The organism is Paractinoplanes tereljensis (assembly GCF_016862435.1).
GTDB lineage: Bacteria > Actinomycetota > Actinomycetes > Mycobacteriales > Micromonosporaceae > Actinoplanes > Actinoplanes tereljensis.
Map to the genome: position 1 here is coordinate 101,892 of NZ_BOMY01000020.1, position 18,105 is coordinate 119,996.

Annotated in this window: 18 protein-coding genes; 5 read left to right on the plus strand and 13 right to left on the minus strand. The window is 69.6% G+C overall.

Annotated elements, in window-relative coordinates; translation table 11 throughout:
• Positions 1-13 precede the first annotated feature (13 nt).
• Complete coding sequence (locus Ate02nite_RS13900; RefSeq protein WP_203805317.1) at positions 14-1,003, minus strand: hypothetical protein; 990 nt, start codon at positions 1,001-1,003, stop codon at positions 14-16.
• A gap of 99 nt (positions 1,004-1,102) precedes the next feature.
• Entirely contained in the window at positions 1,103-2,212 is a 1,110-nt protein-coding gene (locus Ate02nite_RS13905) for an acyltransferase family protein (protein WP_203805319.1), read from the minus strand.
• A gap of 85 nt (positions 2,213-2,297) precedes the next feature.
• On the opposite strand from Ate02nite_RS13905, the gene Ate02nite_RS13910 reads away from it, so the two are divergent.
• Genes Ate02nite_RS13910 through Ate02nite_RS13925 form a run of 4 tightly spaced genes read left to right on the plus strand, consistent with a single transcriptional unit; the run spans position 2,298 to position 4,591 of the window.
• Positions 2,298-3,449, plus strand: a complete 1,152-nt coding sequence (locus Ate02nite_RS13910; protein WP_203805321.1) for an MFS transporter — start codon at positions 2,298-2,300, stop codon at positions 3,447-3,449.
• Positions 3,446-3,589: a hypothetical protein gene (locus Ate02nite_RS13915; RefSeq protein ID WP_203805323.1), complete on the plus strand. Its 144-nt coding sequence runs from the start codon at positions 3,446-3,448 to the stop codon at positions 3,587-3,589. The genes Ate02nite_RS13910 and Ate02nite_RS13915 overlap by 4 nt, the downstream gene beginning before the upstream one ends.
• A 20-nt stretch (positions 3,590-3,609) precedes the next feature.
• Positions 3,610-3,906: a diguanylate cyclase domain-containing protein gene (locus Ate02nite_RS13920; RefSeq protein ID WP_239147388.1), complete on the plus strand. Its 297-nt coding sequence runs from the start codon at positions 3,610-3,612 to the stop codon at positions 3,904-3,906.
• Positions 3,907-3,940: 34 nt separating this feature from the next.
• The gene (locus tag Ate02nite_RS13925) at positions 3,941-4,591 is read left to right on the plus strand and encodes a Bax inhibitor-1/YccA family protein (protein ID WP_203805325.1); all 651 of its coding nucleotides are present in this window, start codon (positions 3,941-3,943) and stop codon (positions 4,589-4,591) included.
• A gap of 13 nt (positions 4,592-4,604) precedes the next feature.
• On the opposite strand, the gene Ate02nite_RS13930 is transcribed toward Ate02nite_RS13925, so the two are convergent.
• The 11 genes from Ate02nite_RS13930 to Ate02nite_RS13980 all read right to left on the minus strand — a co-directional run bounded on the left by Ate02nite_RS13930 (position 4,605) and on the right by Ate02nite_RS13980 (position 17,101).
• The gene (locus Ate02nite_RS13930; protein WP_203805327.1) at positions 4,605-5,309 is read right to left on the minus strand and encodes a WXG100 family type VII secretion target; all 705 of its coding nucleotides are present in this window, start codon (positions 5,307-5,309) and stop codon (positions 4,605-4,607) included.
• A gap of 2 nt (positions 5,310-5,311) precedes the next feature.
• Positions 5,312-5,626 (minus strand): hypothetical protein, encoded by a 315-nt coding sequence (locus tag Ate02nite_RS13935; protein WP_239147389.1) that lies wholly within the window; start codon positions 5,624-5,626, stop codon positions 5,312-5,314.
• 11 nt (positions 5,627-5,637) lie between these two features.
• Complete coding sequence (locus Ate02nite_RS13940) at positions 5,638-6,045, minus strand: YbaB/EbfC family nucleoid-associated protein (RefSeq protein WP_203805329.1); 408 nt, start codon at positions 6,043-6,045, stop codon at positions 5,638-5,640.
• A 34-nt stretch (positions 6,046-6,079) separates the two neighbouring features.
• Positions 6,080-6,874, minus strand: a complete 795-nt coding sequence (locus Ate02nite_RS13945; protein ID WP_203805331.1) for a metallophosphoesterase family protein — start codon at positions 6,872-6,874, stop codon at positions 6,080-6,082.
• 135 nt (positions 6,875-7,009) lie between these two features.
• Positions 7,010-7,687 carry a class I SAM-dependent methyltransferase gene (locus Ate02nite_RS13950; RefSeq protein WP_203805333.1) on the minus strand — a complete coding sequence of 226 codons (678 nt, stop codon included), beginning with the start codon at positions 7,685-7,687 and terminating at the stop codon, positions 7,010-7,012.
• A gap of 97 nt (positions 7,688-7,784) precedes the next feature.
• Positions 7,785-11,246 carry a S8 family peptidase gene (locus Ate02nite_RS13955; protein ID WP_239147390.1) on the minus strand — a complete coding sequence of 1,154 codons (3,462 nt, stop codon included), beginning with the start codon at positions 11,244-11,246 and terminating at the stop codon, positions 7,785-7,787.
• 151 nt (positions 11,247-11,397) lie between these two features.
• Complete coding sequence (locus tag Ate02nite_RS48740) at positions 11,398-12,345, minus strand: pentapeptide repeat-containing protein (protein WP_239147391.1); 948 nt, start codon at positions 12,343-12,345, stop codon at positions 11,398-11,400.
• Positions 12,346-12,375: 30 nt separating this feature from the next.
• Positions 12,376-13,392, minus strand: a complete 1,017-nt coding sequence (locus Ate02nite_RS13965) for a hypothetical protein (RefSeq protein ID WP_203805335.1) — start codon at positions 13,390-13,392, stop codon at positions 12,376-12,378.
• 1,506 nt (positions 13,393-14,898) lie between these two features.
• Positions 14,899-15,600, minus strand: coding sequence for a hypothetical protein (locus tag Ate02nite_RS13970; RefSeq protein WP_203805337.1), 702 nt, complete (start codon positions 15,598-15,600; stop codon positions 14,899-14,901).
• On the minus strand, positions 15,597-16,388 hold the full coding sequence (locus Ate02nite_RS13975) for a hypothetical protein (protein WP_203805339.1): 792 nt from the start codon (positions 16,386-16,388) through the stop codon (positions 15,597-15,599). The genes Ate02nite_RS13970 and Ate02nite_RS13975 overlap by 4 nt, the downstream gene beginning before the upstream one ends.
• The gene (locus tag Ate02nite_RS13980; protein ID WP_203805341.1) at positions 16,385-17,101 is read right to left on the minus strand and encodes an ABC transporter ATP-binding protein; all 717 of its coding nucleotides are present in this window, start codon (positions 17,099-17,101) and stop codon (positions 16,385-16,387) included. Before Ate02nite_RS13980 ends, Ate02nite_RS13975 begins: the two co-directional genes overlap by 4 nt.
• A gap of 132 nt (positions 17,102-17,233) precedes the next feature.
• Here Ate02nite_RS13980 and Ate02nite_RS13985 point away from each other — a divergent pair, with 132 nt between their 5' ends.
• The gene (locus Ate02nite_RS13985; RefSeq protein ID WP_203805343.1) at positions 17,234-18,088 is read left to right on the plus strand and encodes a sensor histidine kinase; all 855 of its coding nucleotides are present in this window, start codon (positions 17,234-17,236) and stop codon (positions 18,086-18,088) included.
• Positions 18,089-18,105 lie beyond the last annotated feature (17 nt).

Genomic DNA, 18,105 nt, shown 5'->3' on the forward strand with positions numbered 1-18,105 from the left:
GGAGTGACCTCGATCACGGCAAGGGCATCAGCCCGCGATAGAACGCCACCGCGGCCGGGGCCTGATCCAGGCTCTGGTCGCAGGCGTTGGCGTCCGGCCCGGCCCACCACTTCATGAACAGGGCGGCCGGCATTCCCCGGTATTCGGGGCCGATGGTGGACGGGTTGCTCGCGGCCGCGGTGATGACCTTGACCCAGGCGGTGAACTTCTCGGCCTTCGGGTCCCAGTTCTTCTCGGCGCAGGGGCCGGTGCCGTCCTGCACGGTGGTGCCGATCTCGCCGACCGCCCACGGCTTGCCGGTCTCCCGCCAGACGTCGCGGGCGTACCGGAAGAACTCGTCCGGAGTGGCGTAACGGCCCTGCGCGGTCGGCATGCCCGGGAACACGTAGGTGTCCCAGGAGACGAGGTCGGCCGGGTCGTTCTTCTTCTCGACGAACAGACGCCAGTCGCCGCCCTGCTTGGCCACGCTGTAGTGCTGCCAGAACCACATCAGGTTCTTCTCGAGCGTGATCAGCGGACGGGCCGGGTGGGCCTGGATGATCTTGCGGTAGGCGCGGTAGGTCTCGAGGTAGACCTCCGGCTTGGCGCGGGCGTCGTGGTGCTTGGCCCAGTTGTCCTGCACCTCGTGGAAGTAGATGATCGACACGCGTACGTGCTTGGTGTTCGCCCAGTCCAGCAGCGCGCGAAGCCGAGCGTCGTCGCGGGTTTTGTGCGACACCGTGATCGCCTCGTCGGGGTGCCTCGCGACCGCCCAGGCCAGCAGCTTGCCGGGCATGTTGTTGTCACCGGGCAGTGGCAGGAGCCCGGGGCTGAACAGCCGGATGCCGATCGGGCCGCCCCCGTACTGCTTCCGCTGCTTTTCGTACAGCTGGCGGAAGGTGTCGAAATCATCCTTGGCCGGCCCCTGCGTCGTGGCGATCACCGTGAACCGGGTGTCCGGGCCGGCCGCCTCGGCCTGCGCCGGCACCATGCCCAGGCTCGCGACCACAACGGTCGCCACCATCAAAAAACGTCGCACCAAAATCCCCCGTTGAGCGAAATGTCCGTTTCGCCGCCGAAGGTACGCACTTAACCGAGCTGACGGTGGCACTTTCTCGAAAAATCAGCCCACCAGCACCCGCCGGTCCTCGGTCGCCCGGATCTCGGCCCACGAGCGGTACCGCTGGAACGGGAACTCGAACACCCGCGCGAAGAACCACGCGCCGACCAGCGACAGCCCGCCGCCCAGCACGGTCGTGACCAGGAACGCGGCGACCCCGTGCCCGAGTCGCGGCGCGACCAGCTTCAGGCTGATCGCGACCACGATCGGGAGGTGGATCAGATAGAGGCTGTAGGAAAAAGAGCCCAGCCGCTCCAGCGGCCGCGAGTCGAGCAGCCGGATCAGTACGGCGGGCCGCCCGCTCACGATCGCCAGCAGGAACGCCGTCATCGCCGGCGCGATCGCCATGTCCACCCAGTAGTAGTGGCCGGTGAACCAGCGCACGCCCTGATGCAGGATCAGAGCGCCGACCGGCACCGCCGCCAGCACCGAGATCAGCAGCCAGGGCAGCCGGCGGAACCGGTCCCCCGCCGCGACCACCCCGGCCGCCACCACCCCGGCCGCAAAGACCGGCACGAGGTGCGGGGTCAGCCAGTTGTCGCCGGTCGGCGGCGATCCGTCGAAGACCACGAACCCGACCACCACCACCGGCAGCGTGACGACGGCCAGCATCACCGCCGGGCCGAACCGCCGGCACAGCACCAGCAGCAGCGGAAGCGCGCCGTACAGCAGCACCTCGACGCTGATCGACCAGAAGGCGCCGTTCGGCGTCGGCGCCGGGATCAGGTCCTGCAGCAGCAGGGTGAAGACCGCCACCGACTTGGCCGTCGGCTCCGGATTGTGCGGCTGGGGCACCACGAACCACGCGATGACCAGGCTGAACGCCAGCGCACCCCAATAGGCCGGCAGGATCCGCCAGGCCCGCCGCCGGACGTACCGGCCGAGGCCGCCGAGCCGCCACCCGTTCCGGGCGGCCGACATGGCCAGCGAAAACCCCGACAGGACCAGGAACAACACCACGGCGAGCCGGCCGAAACCCAGCCAGCTCAGCCAGTCCGGGCCGCGATAACGAGGAAAACCCCGGAAGGTGTACGCCCAACAGTGGAACAAAAGCACATACAGGGCACAGAGGCCACGCAGACCATCCAAGCCGGCCACCCGTTTCCCGCTCACCTCACAGATCACGCACAGCCGCCGCAAAAGGTTCGACCGGTTTTAATCGGTGTCGCCCGGAAGGCTCGACCGGTACGAAGATCAGGTGCCCTTCCTCGCGCTCGTCGCCGCCGTACTCCTGCTGGGCATCGCCGACTCGATGGTCAACTCGTACATCGTGCTGTTCGCCGCCGACGTGGTCGGCCTGACGCCGCTGCAGATCGGCGTGTGGGCGTCGACGTCGGCAATCGGCGGGATCACGATCAGCTGGTGGCTGGGCCGGGCGTTCGACCGCCGGCCCGCCCGGGCGTACGCGATCGTGGTGACCCTGCTGGGCGCGGGCGGCTACCTGCTGCTCCCCCGGGTGTCCAGCTTTCCGGTGCTGTTGCTGATGGCGGCGACCGTGCTCGGCGCGATGGGCGCGGCCTTCCCGCAGTTGTTCACCCTGGCCCGCTCGGTGCTCGGCGAGGGCACCGCCGGCCAGCGGTCCGCCCCGCTGCTGCGCTCGGCCTGGTCCCTCGCGTGGGCGGTCGGGCCGCTGCTGGGTGCGCTCGTGCTGTCCCGGGGCGGCTACTCGTGGCTGATGTGGACGGCCGCCGTGGTGTTCCTCGGATCCGCACTGACCGTCTTCGTGGTGCCGCGGCCCGGGCCGGTCTTGGTGACCGGCTCGTCGCCGGGCCGCACCCCGGTCCTGCTGATCGTGAGCGTCACCCTGTTCTTCACCGCGATGTTCGCGGGCGGGCTGGCGCTGCCACTGTTCGTCACCCGCGCTCTGCATCAGCAGCCCGCCTCGATCGGCGTACTCTTCAGCGTCTGTGCCGCGGTCGAGGTGGTCGCCACGCTGGGGTTGGCCATGGCCCCGGCCCGGGTGAGCCAGCGGGCCCTGATCCTCGGCGGCTTCGGCTCCTTCGTCGGTTACTACGCCCTGACCGTGGTGTCCTCGGGCATGGCGATGCTGGTGATCGGGCAGGCTTTGCGCGGGGTGGGAATCGCCATCGTCGGGGCCGCCGGCATCCGCTACTTCCAGGACCTTCTCGCTCCCGCGACCGGCCGGGCCACCACGCTGTTCGCCAACGCGTCCACCGCCGGCTTGCTGGTCTCCGGCGTACTGTCCGGCCTGGCCGTCGAGCATTTCGGCTACCGCACGACGCTGCTGCTCTGCGGGGTGGTTTCCGCGCTGGGCGCGGTCGCCTTCACCCTCGGTTCCCGCCGCCGGCGGCTCAGCCCCGCAGAGGATCAGACGATCGTTAGAGGGTGAAGGCGTTCTGGCGAAAGCTCGGCCCGCCGAGGAGCCTGGGCGGCCGGATCCGCTGGCTGTTCCTGCTCAACATGGCGTTCTTCCTGATCACGACGCTGGCGTGGGTGGCTGACAAGGCCGCTGGGCGGTCGTCACCCTGATCGACGAGGACGGCGAGCGGGTGGTGGCCGAGGCCGGCACCCCGCCGGAGGATCTGACCGGCACCCTGAACCTGGCCGACATGCCGGCCGAGATCGCCGTCGACCTGCACCGGATGGCCTTCCACGACGGCCTGACCGGCCTGGCCAACCGGATGCTGCTGCGCGACCGCACCACCCTCGCGGTGGAACGAGCGAAGCGCGGCAGCCACGCCGCCGTCATGCTGCTGGACCTGGACGGCTTCAAACCTCGACCCGGCCCTCTCCGCCTGACCATCCCCGGCGAAGGATGTCCGCACATTCGCGGCGGTTCACAGTGATGGGTCAGACCATCCGGAACCACGGGAGACCGCGATGACCGAGACCTATGCGGCCGGGCCGGCCGTTCGCGACCGCGGCCACACGCTGTTCGCACAGACGATGGGTTATGTCGCGGCGACCACCGGCCTGTTCGCCCTCGGCACGTACCTCGGTCGCAACTTTCCGGGCGGCATCGCCTTCCTCGCGTACCTCGCGGCGCTCGCGGCCCTGATCGGCATGCAGTTCAGCGTCCGCCGATCGCGGCAGACGACGGTAGCGTTACTCGGAGCGTTCGGCTTGCTGATGGGGGTGGCGGTAGCACCAACCCTGGTCTACTACGCCAGCACCGACCCGCAGGCACTGTGGCAGGCCGGCGCCGCGACGGCGCTGTTCGTCGCCGCGTTCGGTGCGGCCGGCTTCGCCACCCGCCGCGACCTCACGGCCCTCGCCCGAACGTGCTTCTGGGCCCTGCTGGCCCTGCTGATCTTCGGCGTGGTGCTGATCTTCGTGAACATCCCGTACGGAAGCCTCATCTACTCCGTACTCGGCCTGCTGATCTTCGCGGGTTTCATCATGTTCGACTTCCAGCGCCTGCGCCGATCCTCCGACCTCGAGTCGGCACCCCTGCTGGCCGCGTCGATCTTCCTCGACATCCTCAACGTGTTCCTGTTCTTCCTGCGCATCTTCCGAGGCGGCAACCGCTGACGGCAGTTACCGGTCAGTCCTCCATCAGGGCGGAGAGGTTCTGCAGGCTGGTGATCAGGGCGCCGGTGTAGCCGAAGATGCGGCTGCACCACTTGGCGACGGCCGCGATGATCTGCGCGGTTACCAGCGGGATGGTGACGATCGCCAGCGCCTCGGCGGCCCACACGATCACCCGGGCCACCAGGTCACAGATCAGGTCGCGGACGATGTCGCGGGTGAACTGGACCAGGTTGCCGGCCGCCCGGGTGGCCGCCGACATGGTGTCGGCCAGCACCGCGAGGCCGCCGAGGCCGTCCACGTTGTTGGCCATCATCGATCGGTACGAGTCGGCGGCGGCACCGCCCCAGTCGGGCAGGTCGGCGGCGAGGTTCGCGTGCAGATCCGCGGCCATGGCCTGCAGCGCGCCGGCCATGTTGGCCCACGTCTGCGCGTGCGCCACCACCTGGTCGGGGATGCCGGCCAGCCTGTCGAGCACGTCGCGCAGCGGCTCGAAGTGCTCCATCACCCAGCCCAGGCCGTTGGCCAGCAGCGCGCTGAACGGGTCGATCACGGTCGCCGCGGCGTCACCCACCAGCGACCCGCCGGCCAGCAGCCCGTCCACCCAACTACCGCCCTGGACCGACTGCTGCAGACCCTGGAAGCCGTCGGCAAGCGAGATGCCGGTGTACGCGGTCCGGGTGGTCGTCGACGTGGCCACCAGCGAGGAGTTCGACACCATGGTCAGCCCAGCCCGCCGGCAGCCCGGATGGTGCTCTGCGCGTTGCCGTCGACGGCGTCGTAGTCGCGACCGGTGGCGTCGAGGGCGTCCGCCAGCAGTTGCAGGTTCTCCTCGGCGTACGCGTAGAGGTTGTCCTGGCCGGCGTGCCGGCGTTCGAGGATCGCCGACATCCACCCGCACAGCAGGCCGTACGCCCGGTCGTCCTGCGAGATCGCGCTGCTGGCGCCCTTGATCGCGGCGAGCTGGTCGCGCACGGCCCGCACGTTGGCGGCGTGCCGGAACAGCTGTGCCGAGTCCACCTGAAAGGCATCCGACACGTCAGTACCCCTTACTCGTCCTCGTCGGCCGGACGCTCCAGCGCCTGGCGCATCCGGTCGGCGGTGGTGCGCGCCGAGAGCGAATCCGGGCCCATCGTCTCGACCGCGATCTCGTGCGCCCGATCGGCGGCCTTGGCCCGGGCCTCGTGCAGCGCGGTCATCACCGCACGGGCCACCGCCCGCGGCTCGAAGCGGTGAATGCGGTCGGAGAGCTCGAGGTTGACCAGCACCCCGGCGGAGTCGATGGTGACCTCGGCGAGGCCGTCGCCGTCCCGCGCGGAGACCCGCAGCCGCCCGAGCTGTTCGGTCATGGCGGCGGCCCGCGCAGCGGTCCGGTCAACGTTCTCCTTCCACGAGCGCAGGTACTCGCGGGACGCGTCCGGATCCAGAAACGCCTGGGTATCGGAGACCTCAGACATGCGCCGCAGTCTAACAACGACGCGCACCAGTGAATCAGCTCGTCAGAACGACCACCCGGGCATCGACGTTGACGATGTGCCCGTCGCCGAGGACCGCCACCGGGTCGTCCCAGTGCACGTGCCCGCAGAGCGTGAGCGCCGGCGCGCGCCGTTCCAGTGCGCCGCGCACCGCGGCCCGGCCGAGCTGGGCGGGTCGGTCGCCGGTCGGCCCCTCGTGCAGGAGCAGCACATCCGGGGGCGGGTTGGTGAGCTTCCCGGCGAGCGCGAGGAAATCCTTCTCGGTACGCCGCAGGGCGCGCCCGGGGTCGCCGACGATCCCCGAGATCCCCGCGACCGTGACGCCGCCGAAGCTCCGGCGGTCACCGTCCAGCAGCGCGACGTCCGGGCCGAGCTCCGCCACCTGTCCGGCGGTCACCTCATCGTGGTTGCCGGCCACCCCGAACACCATCGAGCATCCCGCGGCAGCGAAGGCCAGCCAGACGTCGAGGACCGCGCCGGACGCACCACGCCGGTCGGCGCCGGGAGCCGAGTACAGATCCCCGGTGAGCAGCACGCCGACCCGGCCGGCCGGCGGCAGCAGCCCGCTCTCCGCCCACACCCCCAGATAGTCGGCGAGCGCGATGCCGAGCAGCACCGGATCCCCGCCGAGTGGCGAAGGCGCGACCCCCTGCAGGTCCCCGGCGGCGATCAGCGCGTCGCAGCCGGCCGGAAGCCTGTCGACCGGCAGTCGCTCGACCCCGAGCTGAACGTTCTGCGGAACGCCGCCGGGCCCGGCCGCCCGGTACGGAACCGTCGCCAGCCACTCCGGCCGGGTGCCGACCAACCGCATCGGCCGCTACTCCATAACGCCGCGGTAGAGGAACCACCGCTGGCTGAGCGGCGCCGGCCGACCGCCGTATCCGTACATCTGAGTCAGCGTAGTTGCCGACACTCAACGTGCCGCCCGGGACCAATGCGTGGCGGGTCAGGTGGCGGTCGCGGCCACCCAGGAGTGATCTTCGGCAAGCCAGCGAATGGCCTCGAATCCGGCGTTATGGACGGCAGACGCAAGGTCGTCGTCGGTGAGACGGCAGGCGGTAAAGGTGTGTGTCCATGGGCGACTGTCGGCCCGGTACTCGATGGTGGCGGTGAGGAGCGGGCCGTCGCGGTGCACGGCGGCGATGGTGTAGCAAATGCCGTCACGTTCGGCGCTGGACGGGACGAGCGTGTCGAACCAGTCCAGCGGATGGCGTTGGATGATCATGGACCCGCCCAGCGCGGTATGGCGTCGTGCCGTCTTGAGCATCGCGGTGCGAAGTCCCGGGTCCGGTGTGTTGATCAGCGTGCTGGCCAGCAGCACGGCGTCGAAGGTCCGGCGTAAGTCCAGGGTCTGGATCGGTGAGCAGACCGTATCCAGATCCGCCGCGTGAACCAGCATGTCCGGGGACTCGTCCACGCCCAACGTGGGGTGGCCAAGCTCGGCAAGTCGCCGCAGGGTGCGGCCTGTGCCACAGCCGAGTTCCAGGACACTACTGCCGAGTGGGATCGCCTGGTGCGTGATCTCAGCCTCGCCTGTTGGCGGGAGGAGGACGTAGAAGGCGACTGCACAGCCGTCCGGCGTAATTGGTCCAGGTCCGGTGCCGGTGTTGGCGCGGGTCGTCATGGCCCAAGCATGATATGCAGCTGAATCGGCGTGCTGGGGGGATAGACAGCCGAGCCGCGCTTGGCGCCATGAGCGGCCAAACGCGGCTCGGATTTGGTTATGCCCTCCCGTATGCGCGGAGCACGGTCTGGGTCACCGAGTTGCCGGCTCGGTCGGTAGCGGTTACTCGCAGCGACACCGTGCCGGTGCCGGACGGCACCACGAACTTTCCGCCCAGGCCGGGCGCCTTCTTCCAGGTCGCGCCCTCGTCGGTCGAGAGGGCGACGGTCACCGTGCGGGCTCCGGGGACAGTGACGCCGAGCAGGTGGGGCCAGGTCGTCGCCGTGCCGGTCAGGGAGACCGGGGCCTCGTATCCGATCTGGAGCAACGGCAGGGTGCCGGGCTTCGATGAGTGGAACGTCCACTCGGTGCTGGTTGGGCGGGCGTACTGCCACTCGTTGCCTGACCGGGCCGTGGTCAGCGCCAGGCGGTAGGTTGCCGCGCCGGGTGGGATCGGGATGTCGCGCCAGGCGTCTCGGGTCTCGGTGATCAGCGTGCCGTTTCGGTAGAGGCGGGCATTCGACTGGTCGGCCTCGTCGATGGTGAAGTGCCTGTCGCTCGCGTCTACGAAGTCGGCTATGCGCAGGTTCAGGACGTCGCCTGTGCGCTTGTTTGTGTAGCCAGCAGGGGTTGCTGGGCGGACCACCGGCGCGGCCCACGTCTCGGTGGCCGTGCCGGGGCGCGGGTAGGAACGCGGCTGGTCGGCGAAGCCGGTGTCCAGGGCCGATCCCAGGTCGCCCCACGGGTATTCCTGGTGGACGTGGTGTTGCCAGATGCTGTCGCCGGCCGAGATCCACTCCTCGCGGACGGACGGGGTGGCTACCGCGCGCTGCTGGTCGTTCCACGCGTAGTCCTGCCACGGGCGCCAGCCGAAGCGCTGTTCGCGCACCCAGCCGAGGCCGCCGTTGTGGGCGTATCGGCTGGTGATCCGGTACGAGTTGGCGGTGCTGACCCGGTGCACGATCTGGTCGGGCACCCGGCCGGTGGAGACCTGGAGAACGTCGTACAGATAGGGGCTGTTCGGGGTCATCGTGAGGTCGACGGTCTTGCCTTTGGCCTGGATCTTCTTGGCGGCGTCGTCGGCGATCAGCAACGCCGGGATCGGCAGCCGGTCCTCGGGCGACGCCGACGGGTCCCACACCGTCCAGGCCGCCGACTCGGGGCCGCGGTCCAGCAGCACCAGGGCCGCGCCGGCGTCCGCCGCCTGCTGCACCTTCTCGTAGTCGTCCCCGTCGGCGGCGAGCACGACGGCCTTGCCCTTGACCGGTCCGCTGAGCGAGAAGGCGAGTGGGTAGTGCCGGGTGCCGGTGAACACCGGCGAGGTCGGCATCGCGCGCAGGTCGTACGTTCCGGCCGACGGCACGACCGCCCGGGCGAACGGGGCGACCAGCTGCCAGCGCGACGAGAACTCGTAGCTGCCCTTGCGGAGCGGGGCGGTCGGCGTCACGTTGACCTTCTCGGTGGCGCTGAAGTCCATGAAGCCGTTGGCGATCTGCCGGCCGGTGCCGGTGACCCGGTGCACGTAGTAGCTGAGCACCGCCTGCTGCTGGGCCGGCTTCGGCGTCTCGATCTTGATCGGCTTGGCCTTGCGGGCGTCCAGCACGACCGTCATGTCTTTGTCGATGTGCAGTTCGGGGATGGTGACCAGGGTGTCCTCGGGGTGCAGGCCGGTGCCGACCGCCAGGGTGGCGTCGACCAGGTAGTCGCCCTCGGCCACGTCGACCCAGCCGGATTCGCCGCTGCCCAGGTAGCCCAGCGTGTCGAACCGTTGGTCGTCGCCGAACATCTGGAACACCGGCACGCCGGTGGGTTTGCCGTCCTGGCCGACGGCGGTGAAGGTGACCCGGTGGTGCGGCGGGTCGATGGTGGCGCCGAGCGCGGTGGTGACCAGCACGCCGCCGGGACCGGTGGCGGTCAGCCAGCCACCCAGCACACCCTTCGCGCTGCCGTTGCGATTGAGGGTCAGCGGCACACTGGCGCTGCCGCCGGCCGGAACGGTCACCGTCTTGGCCGCGCTGACCACGCTCAGACTCGAGGACAAGGTCAAGGTCAACGGCAAGGGCCCACCATTGCTGTACGTCACTGAGCGGCCGACCGCCTCGAGGCCGAAGTCGGCTACCCCGGTTCCGGTCACCGTCTGGGTGGTGGCCCGGAGCAGGTCGACCCGGCCGGCGCCCTGGCCGTACACGGTCGCGGACGTTCCGGTCTTGGCCGTGCTGACCAGGGCGTCCTTCAGGTAGGGACCGGACCAGTCGGGGTGTTCCTGGGCCAGGATCGCGGCCGCGCCGGCCACGTGCGGGGTGGCCATCGAGGTGCCGGACGCGGTGGTGTGCAGGTCGTCGACGGGCGGGCCCATCGTGGTGCCGGCCGCGCGGGCCGCCACGATGTCCACGCCGGGCGCGGTGATCTCCGGCTTGAGTCCCTGATCGATCAGGCGCGGGCCACGGCTGGAGAACTCGGCGAGCTCGTCGTTGCGGTCGACCGCGCCGACGGTCAGCGCCGAGGTCGCCGCCCCGGGCGTACCGACCGTGTAGTCGCCGCCCTCGTTGCCGGCGGCGACCACGAAGAGCGCGTCGCTGCTGAGCTGGTTGACCGCCTCGCTCATCGGGTCGGTGCCGTCGGTCGCGGAGCCGCCCAGGCTCATGTTAACCACCTTGGCGCCGCTGTCCACGGCCCACTGCATGCCGGCGATGATCCCCGACTCGTACCCGGTGCCGCTGTCGTCGAGCACCTTCCCGACCAGCAGCTGCGCGCCAGGGGCGACGCCGGCCGCGATCGACGCCACGTGCGTGCCGTGCCCGAAGTGGTCGACGGTGTTCTCGCTGCCACTGAAGTCCTCGGCCGCGCTGATCCTGCCGGCCAGGTCCGGGTGGGTGGCGTCGATGCCGGTGTCCAGGACGGCGATCTTCACGCCCGTACCGGTCAAGCCGGCCTGCCAGGCCGCCGGCGCGCCGATCTGCTCGATGTTCTCCGGGGCCGCGGCTTTGACCTTGCCGTCCAGCCAGATCTTGCCGGTCGCGGTCGTGCGAGCGCTCTTCTGGCTTTGCCAGAAGGTCTTCTTGTCGACCCGCACGGCGACCGCGTTCAGGCTCGGCAGCGGCGTCCGGACGGTACGCAGTGCGCTCGCGCCCGGGGACTGGATGATCAGCGGGAGTGTGCCGCTGTCGGCGTCGCCGTAGCCCTCGGCGAGCAGATGCTCGACGTCGAACAGTTCGGCGTCCAGCTGCCCGCTCTTGACCATCGGCACCACGTCCAGCGGCAGCACCTGCAGGCCGTGGCCGGCCTCGGTGGTGCGGAACGAGATGCTCTCCCGGCCCGGCGCCGGGCGGACGGTCGCCGCGTATCGGCCGTCGCCGGCCGGGGCGAGCGAGACGACATCGCCGGTGATGAGGGTGATCGCCCGAGCCGCGCTGCTCGAGGTGGCCGGTGCGGCCGGGACAGCCAGGGCGGGGGTGGCCGGCAATCCGGCTCCGACCATGGCTCCGGCCAGCACTACCGCGGTTCCTGCTTTTCGTAGCACGGCGGTCTCCTTCGCGTGATCGCCGCCCCGGAACCGAACAGGGGCGACGATTCGCATTTTCAAGAACGCCGATACGTGCCGAACAGCCCTCCGAGCTGCCCGAGGCTAGCCATGGCGCGATGTGGACAGAACTGGCCGGTTACTCGCCGGGTCAACGGCATGCGGCAGAGGCGCCCGGTGTCGCCGGCCAATGCGAGGTCTGAGCTCGGGAGATACTCGGTAATATCACGCCTGCGACAGCGGCACCATCGGCGTCCGCTCGGAGCAGGGTGACCCCGGTGAGGTCCAGCCCGACCAGACAGGCACCACGGAGATCGGAGTCAGTCAGGTCCGCACCGGTGAGGCTCGCCCCGCGCAGGTCCGCATCGCGCAGGTCCGCGCCACGCAGCCGTCCGCCGGAAAGATTGGCCCCCCGCAGGTCGGCTCCGCCGAAGCCGGTACGAATCATCGTCGCACCGCGAAACGACGCCGCCCGGGCGTCGGCTGCGTCCAGGCTCCGGTCGGACAGGTCGAGCCCGTCCAGCGTGGCGCCGACAAGCCCGGCCCCCTTCAAGGAGGACGGCAGGTCGCTCTGCGTGAATGCTTTCCCTCGCAGATCGGCAGGCGACGACGGCTTGGTGGCCGCGTCGGCGACCGGGCGATCGCCGAGCCAGGTGACGCCGTACTGGTTGCCGAGGATGGTCACAACGCCTAGGACGATCGCCGCGACCGCGATCCATAGCCGGGCGCCACGGCGCAGCTCGAGATCCCCGACGAAGTTCACCAGGACGACGAGCCCGACGAGAGCGGCAAGCACCGAACCCAGTGGACCGGCCCATTCTCCGGCCAGGAAAATTATCGCGATGCCGAGGCCAGGCCAGAGCCACAAGAGCTGGTCACGCAGGCGCGGTGGCTGCTCGGACGCTGCGTCCGCCCGCTCCGCCTGGCCCCGGGTCTGGGGCCGAAACCAGCGTCTTTCGGCCCCGGCGGCTCGCTGCAAGGCAGCCAACGCTGCGATGTCCGGGCCCCGCGTCGCGCCCTCCGCATCGGCTGTCTCCGAAGGCTCGTCGCTGCCAGAGAGACCTGATGAGGTGGGGTGATGGCGCGGACCGGTGGACACCAGGACATGGTGCCAGACATTGACGGCCGTTCAATCGGTGGTGGGCTCTTCCGCGGCGTTCGCCGGAGTTTCGGGCACGGTGCCCTTCCACGGCGCATAGGTAATGTCAACGTTCGCATGGAGCCGAAACGCCTTCATCAACTGCTCGTTGTTGGCGATCTCGTCGTCGGTACTGTCCGGCTGCCGGATCCGGAGACGGTCGTACAGCTCGAAGCGGTTCAAGTCCACGAGGACGGCGAGACTCGTTCCGTATTCGTGAGCGATGACAATGCTGCCACGGTAGGCGACGTACGACAGCAAGTACGGCACCAGACCTAGCAGCAGCCACGGACCGTGTCGCCACATGAAAAAGACCGTCAACAGTGTCGCCACTGCCCCGAGAAAGGAGGTTCGGACCGCCAGATCGAGCTGCACGCGTTGGTCTTCGACATAGCTGACCTCGCGCGGCTGCCCGACCATCGCCAAGCGGGGGGCCGCTTCAAGGATGCCGATGCCGTACGGCACACCCACTGCTGTCTCATACCGGCGGAGCACGTTGCCGAGTCGAGTGGGCAGAAACCAGCGGAGGTCGTCGGGGTAGGCATTCACCGCCCGGCTGAACTCGTCCGACTCGATCAGGTCCGCGATGGTCGTCGGAGTCGCGACCGCCAGGCTGGGCCCGAGATCCGCCGCCCGGATCGCATTCAGCCCGGTGGCAAGGCGAGTATCCATCTGTAGGAACCGCCGCCGGTGATGGTTCATCCGCACCAGGGCGAACCAGCGAGCCGGAGCGGAGGTCCCCCAGTACCCCTCGAAGAACTGAACCAGCCCGAACTGCAAGGGATGTGACGCCAGCGCGACCACGAAGGACACCAGACTGACCGTCAGCAGGTCGCTGGGTGCGAGGTCAACCACGCCCGACCAGGACGGCCGCCCGCTCAGCGCACCCGTCTTCACCAGTAGAAATAGGTAGCAGACGAACACCACCGAGGGCAGCGCACTGACCACGGTGAAATACCGACCGATCTTGCCAGCCGCGGAGCCTGCCGAAGACAACAGGTCGCTCATGCGGGGATCCTTGTGCCACAGGCCTCACAAGTCCATAGCCGGGCGCCGCGCAGACGAACGAAAAGGTTGTGGCAGCGACATAGTTTTGCAGCATTGACCTCGAACGCCCCGTGAGAGGGGCACCAGCCACTTGTGCGGATCGTCCAGCATTTCGGACAGAGACGCGCATCTGAGCTCTGGAGATGAGGGCGATCCGCTGCACATTCCCAGCCACCGAACGGTAGAAGGTCGAACACCTTGGGCGGCAGGGCCACCGTGAGTAGGCCACATAAGCAGACATTGACCGCAAAGTATCCGCAGCTAACACACCGCAGGGAGTGGTCGGACGTCCAACGGACGGCACCATTACAAATGGGACACCAGCCGCCGCTGAGGTCATGTGCCCATCCCGGGGGCCTCTGCGGCGGCAATGCGCAGGCAGAGAAGATCGCCAGAGCCACACCGCCAGTACCTACGCACAGTGTCAGTCGGCAGATGAAGCGTAGATCGCGGATGAGGTTATCCACCATCGGTCACTCTCCCCTGACTGTACGTCGACAGTAGGGGGTGGGTGCGGCCATCCATCATCACCAAAACGGCCATTGCTCGGGCGGCGATTTCAGTACGCCCGCTTGTCGGAGGACCGTCAGCCAGTCGGCGCATTCGCAAATTGTGCCGCTCCGGCCCCGGGTCTCGGCGGCCTGGATTCAATGGCAGCCGCGGCACGTCGCTCGGGTCGGCGCGGTTGTGGCCACCGAAGACCGCATTGCGGTGATTGGCAGCTTAGGCCCCGCGCAAGATCAGCTGATCGCTCCCACCGGCTCGCGGCGCACCGACAGCGACGGGTGGGTGAGGCTCGGTGGCCGACCTCCCCACGCCGCGGGCCAACGCCGCCGCGGCCGCCTTCGGCGGGCGGGTCTGAGCGGTTGGCGGTACGGCGGGGGGTGAGCCACCGGTCGACGTGATGGAGCGCGACGACCGGCGGGCGAACCGCTGGTCGGCGTCCCCGGCACTACCCGAGGGCCGGGCGTGGCCGTGCTGCACAGCGTGTTCTACGTCGTTGGCGGTAACGTCGCCTCCGGCCAGTTCGCGTTTTCAAGAACGCCTATAAGTGCCGAACAGACCCCTGATCGGAAGGGCGAGCAGTGACAGACCGTATGTTCGCACGGCGGACTTGAGGGCGGCCGCACTGCATCGGCCCGTGATGTAACCGTTCACGAGGTCGCCGATCAGGCCGGTGACGTAGCAGGCCGCGTCCTTGAGCCGATCGAACAGTTCCGAGAAGAACAGCCCTGACGGGTCGGCGTTGCTCAGCGGGTTTCCGGCGGCGCAGGCGTACGGCTCGCGGGTCAGGACCTCGAGCGGGTCGAGAGTGATGAACTGGGCGGTCCGTGGGTCTTAGTAGCGCGCGCTGAGGTACAGGAAGCCGCTCTCCTCGTCCGTGTACTGGCCGTCGAAGCCCAGCGGCGTGGTAGGGCGAGACAACTCTGCGATGTGGACAGCAGCCTGCCGTGCCTGTTACGCATGTCAGGCGTCCCGAGTGCGGAACGTCGCGATGGCGAGGACGGCGACAGCCGTGATCCAGGCGAGCAGGGTGAGTGCGCCGGTGCCCGGGGCGAGAACGGCGTCGGCCCCGGGCTGGTACAGCAAGCGGCCGGCTCGGTCGGGCAGCCAGCGGGAGTGCTCGGTGAACCCAGCCAGCAACGGCGAGGCGATCAGCACGAGCGTGAGCATGGCGACCAGGGGCGGGACGAGTGATCGGGCCAGGACGGTCACCGCGAACCCGAGAAATCCGATCAGCACCAGGTATGCCGTCGCACCGGCTGGCGGCCAGCCGATTCGAGTCGGCGGGTGGTGTCCGGCCGGGGTGACACGGGCGGACGCGAGAGCGGCTCCGAGCGCGGCGACGCTCGTGATCATCGAAGCGGCGAGATAGGCGACGGACTTGGCCGCCAGGACCACGAGCCGATTCGGCGTCGCGATCAGGGTGGTGCGGATCTGGTGTCCGGTGTACTCGGTCGAGACGGCGAGAACGCCCAGAAGAATGGGGCCGATCTGCAGGAACGGAATCGTCACCGGCAGGATGTCGGCCCCCTCGGTGGACGCGGTGACCACGGCGGCGAGAACCCCGCCGGCGGCGACGGTGCCGAGCATGGTGGCGACGGCCGCGGGAAGGCCGCGGAGCTTGACGATCTCCGCCGCGATCGCATCGCCGAGCGAGCGTGTCATGCGTCGCGCCGCACGAAAACGAGGGCGGACACGGTGAGCAGCCCGACGGCCCAGGCGGTCATGACGAGGCCACCCGGCAGCGGACCGAGCGGATGATCCATCGCGAAAGGGCCGCGGGCGAACAGTGTGAGCCCGGCGAGGTCAGGCAGGTAACGGGCGAGCGGCGTGAGCTTCGTGAGAAGCAGCGAGAACGACACCAGCGAACTGTTGACGATGAGGAAGATCAGCGGAATGACGCCACTGCGGGTGAGCACCGTGACGCTCACGGCGATGAGTGCCGTGAGCAGCCAATAGAGGGCGGCGCCGACGGATCGGGCGATCGTGTCGGTGAGGTCATCGGATGCTGCGGCCGCGCCGCCGACCACGAGGTGCGCGACGGTCAGGCAGGCGGGCATCGTGACCGCGGCCGTCACCGCCGTCAGGAGCACTACCGAAACCGCCTTCGCGATCAGCACGTGAAGCCGCCGCGGCGTCGCGGTGAGGGTCGTGGTGATCTGCCGGCCACCGCCCAACTCGGAGCTGTTGGCGGTGTATTCGCTGCTGATGACGACGACGCCGAGGATCACCGCGCCGACCGTGCCGAGCGGCGCGGCGGAGAACGCGGCCTCCACCGGAGACGTGTAACCGACGAGATCGGTCCGGCCGGACTGAATCGCGTTACGGACGCTGAAAGCGTTCAGCAGGGTGATCCCGAGCGAGCCGATCGCGGTGATCGCGACGGCGACGAGCGACGCCGGTAGTGAGGCGGTCTTGGGCAGCTCGGCGGCGACGGCGCGCAGGAGCGTCATCGTGCCTCCTCGGCCCGGCCGGCGGCGGTGAGGGCGAAGAAGGCGTCCTCGAGAGTGGCGTAGCCCGCGGTGACCTTGTCGAACCGGCCGGCGGACGCGATCCGTCCACCGGCGATGATCACGAGGTCGTCGGCGATCTCGGCGACCTCGCTCATCAGGTGGCTGGACAGCAGCACCGTCCCGCCCGCACCGGCGTGCTCCCTGAGCAGGGCGCGTATCCACCGGATCCCGCCGGGGTCGAGCCCGTTGACCGGCTCGTCGAGCACGAGCGCCGACGGCTCGCCCAGGAGCGCGGCGGCAAGCCCGAGCCGCTGGCCCATGCCGAGGGAGAACCGGCCGACCCGGGTGCGCCCGGCGTCGGCGAGCCCGACCCGTTCAAGGACCTCGTCGACACGGCGTTTGGGCAGGCCGGACGCGCGCGCCAGCCACGTCAGGTGGTTGCGGGCGGTGCGGGAGCGATGGGCGCCGGGACCGTCCAGCAACGACCCGATCGTTCGCAAGGGCTCGCGCAGTCTCCGATACGGCTGGCCGTCGATCAGGGCGTGCCCCCCGCTCGGATGATCCAGCCCGAGCAGGATGCGCAACGTCGACGACTTGCCCGCCCCGTTCGGCCCGAGGAACGCCGTCACCCGGCCGGGCTGGGCCCGGAAGGAGACGTCGGACAGGACGAGGCGCGAACCGTGCCGCTTGGTGAGGCCTTCGATGCGAAGCATGCCGTTCATGCCACCAGGCGGGCCGGTTCACGGCATCGGACCGTGGCCCGGACTTCGCGCGGCTCGCTCGGACCCTGGTCTCTCGGACCCAGGGCCGAGGCGGGGACGGGCCGCGAAATCTAGACTCGCCGGATGGATATGGACCGGCCGAGGTGGCGTTCACACGCGTGGCTCCTCGCCGTCGTCCTGCTCGCGCTCCTCGCGTTCATTTTGACCAGCACCGGCTCCGACGGCCTCGACTCGGCCTGGGTGACACTGACCATGGCCGCCGTCGCCACCGTCCTGGTGATCGCCTGGGCACTCGTTCGCACGCGAGCACAGCGCCGCCGATACGAGGACGAGCTCGCGGCGTGGGCGGCGGAGCGGGCCGCGCAGACCGAGCGCCTGCGCCTCGCGGCCGACCTCCACGACCTCGTCTCCCACGGTCTGGGGCTGATCACCGTCCGGGCCGCCGCGGCGCGCAGCGTGACCGGGTCGGCCGGCGACGCGGAGCGGGCAAGCGCGCTGACCGACATCGAACGCACCGGCCGCCGCACGACCCTGGAGCTGCGCCGGATGCTCGGCGTTCTGCGCGCTCCCGGCACCGCACCGCTGCGCCCGGCCGACACTCTCGACGACCTTCCGGCGATCGTTGGTGACGCGACGGCCACCGGCCTGACCGTCAGCCTGCGAGCTGATGACATCGGTGACGTCTCCCCCGGCGTACAGCTCGTCGTCTGCGCCGTCGTCCGCGAGGCCCTGCACAACACCATGCGGCATGCCGGTCCGACCGACGTGCGCATCGATCTGCACCGCGACCGGGAGACGATCGTCGTGGCGATCCGCGACGACGGGCCCCGAGACGGCTGGCCGGCCCAGCGGGGAGCCGGGCACGGCCTTGACGGCCTGCGCGAACGGATCGATGCACTCGACGGCACCCTGCACGCCGGCGCCATCGGCCCCGGCTTCCATGTGACCGCCCACATCCCCGACAGGGAGTCCCCGTGACCACCGACTCCGGCCCA

What these genes read in the sequence shown, in the direction of transcription:
- Ate02nite_RS13900 (WP_203805317.1), bottom strand. Translation starts at nt 1,003, where the DNA reads ATGGTGGCGACCGTTGTGGTCGCGAGCCTGGGCATGGTGCCGGCGCAG.
- Ate02nite_RS13925 (WP_203805325.1), top strand. Translation starts at nt 3,941, where the DNA reads ATGACCGAGACCTATGCGGCCGGGCCGGCCGTTCGCGACCGCGGCCAC.
- Ate02nite_RS13930 (WP_203805327.1), bottom strand. Translation starts at nt 5,309, where the DNA reads ATGGTGTCGAACTCCTCGCTGGTGGCCACGTCGACGACCACCCGGACC.
- Ate02nite_RS13940 (WP_203805329.1), bottom strand. Translation starts at nt 6,045, where the DNA reads ATGTCTGAGGTCTCCGATACCCAGGCGTTTCTGGATCCGGACGCGTCC.
- Ate02nite_RS13945 (WP_203805331.1), bottom strand. Translation starts at nt 6,874, where the DNA reads ATGCGGTTGGTCGGCACCCGGCCGGAGTGGCTGGCGACGGTTCCGTAC.
- Ate02nite_RS13950 (WP_203805333.1), bottom strand. Translation starts at nt 7,687, where the DNA reads ATGACGACCCGCGCCAACACCGGCACCGGACCTGGACCAATTACGCCG.
- Ate02nite_RS13965 (WP_203805335.1), bottom strand. Translation starts at nt 13,392, where the DNA reads ATGAGCGACCTGTTGTCTTCGGCAGGCTCCGCGGCTGGCAAGATCGGT.
- Ate02nite_RS13970 (WP_203805337.1), bottom strand. Translation starts at nt 15,600, where the DNA reads ATGACACGCTCGCTCGGCGATGCGATCGCGGCGGAGATCGTCAAGCTC.
- Ate02nite_RS13975 (WP_203805339.1), bottom strand. Translation starts at nt 16,388, where the DNA reads ATGACGCTCCTGCGCGCCGTCGCCGCCGAGCTGCCCAAGACCGCCTCA.
- Ate02nite_RS13980 (WP_203805341.1), bottom strand. Translation starts at nt 17,101, where the DNA reads ATGCTTCGCATCGAAGGCCTCACCAAGCGGCACGGTTCGCGCCTCGTC.
- Ate02nite_RS13985 (WP_203805343.1), top strand. Translation starts at nt 17,234, where the DNA reads ATGGATATGGACCGGCCGAGGTGGCGTTCACACGCGTGGCTCCTCGCC.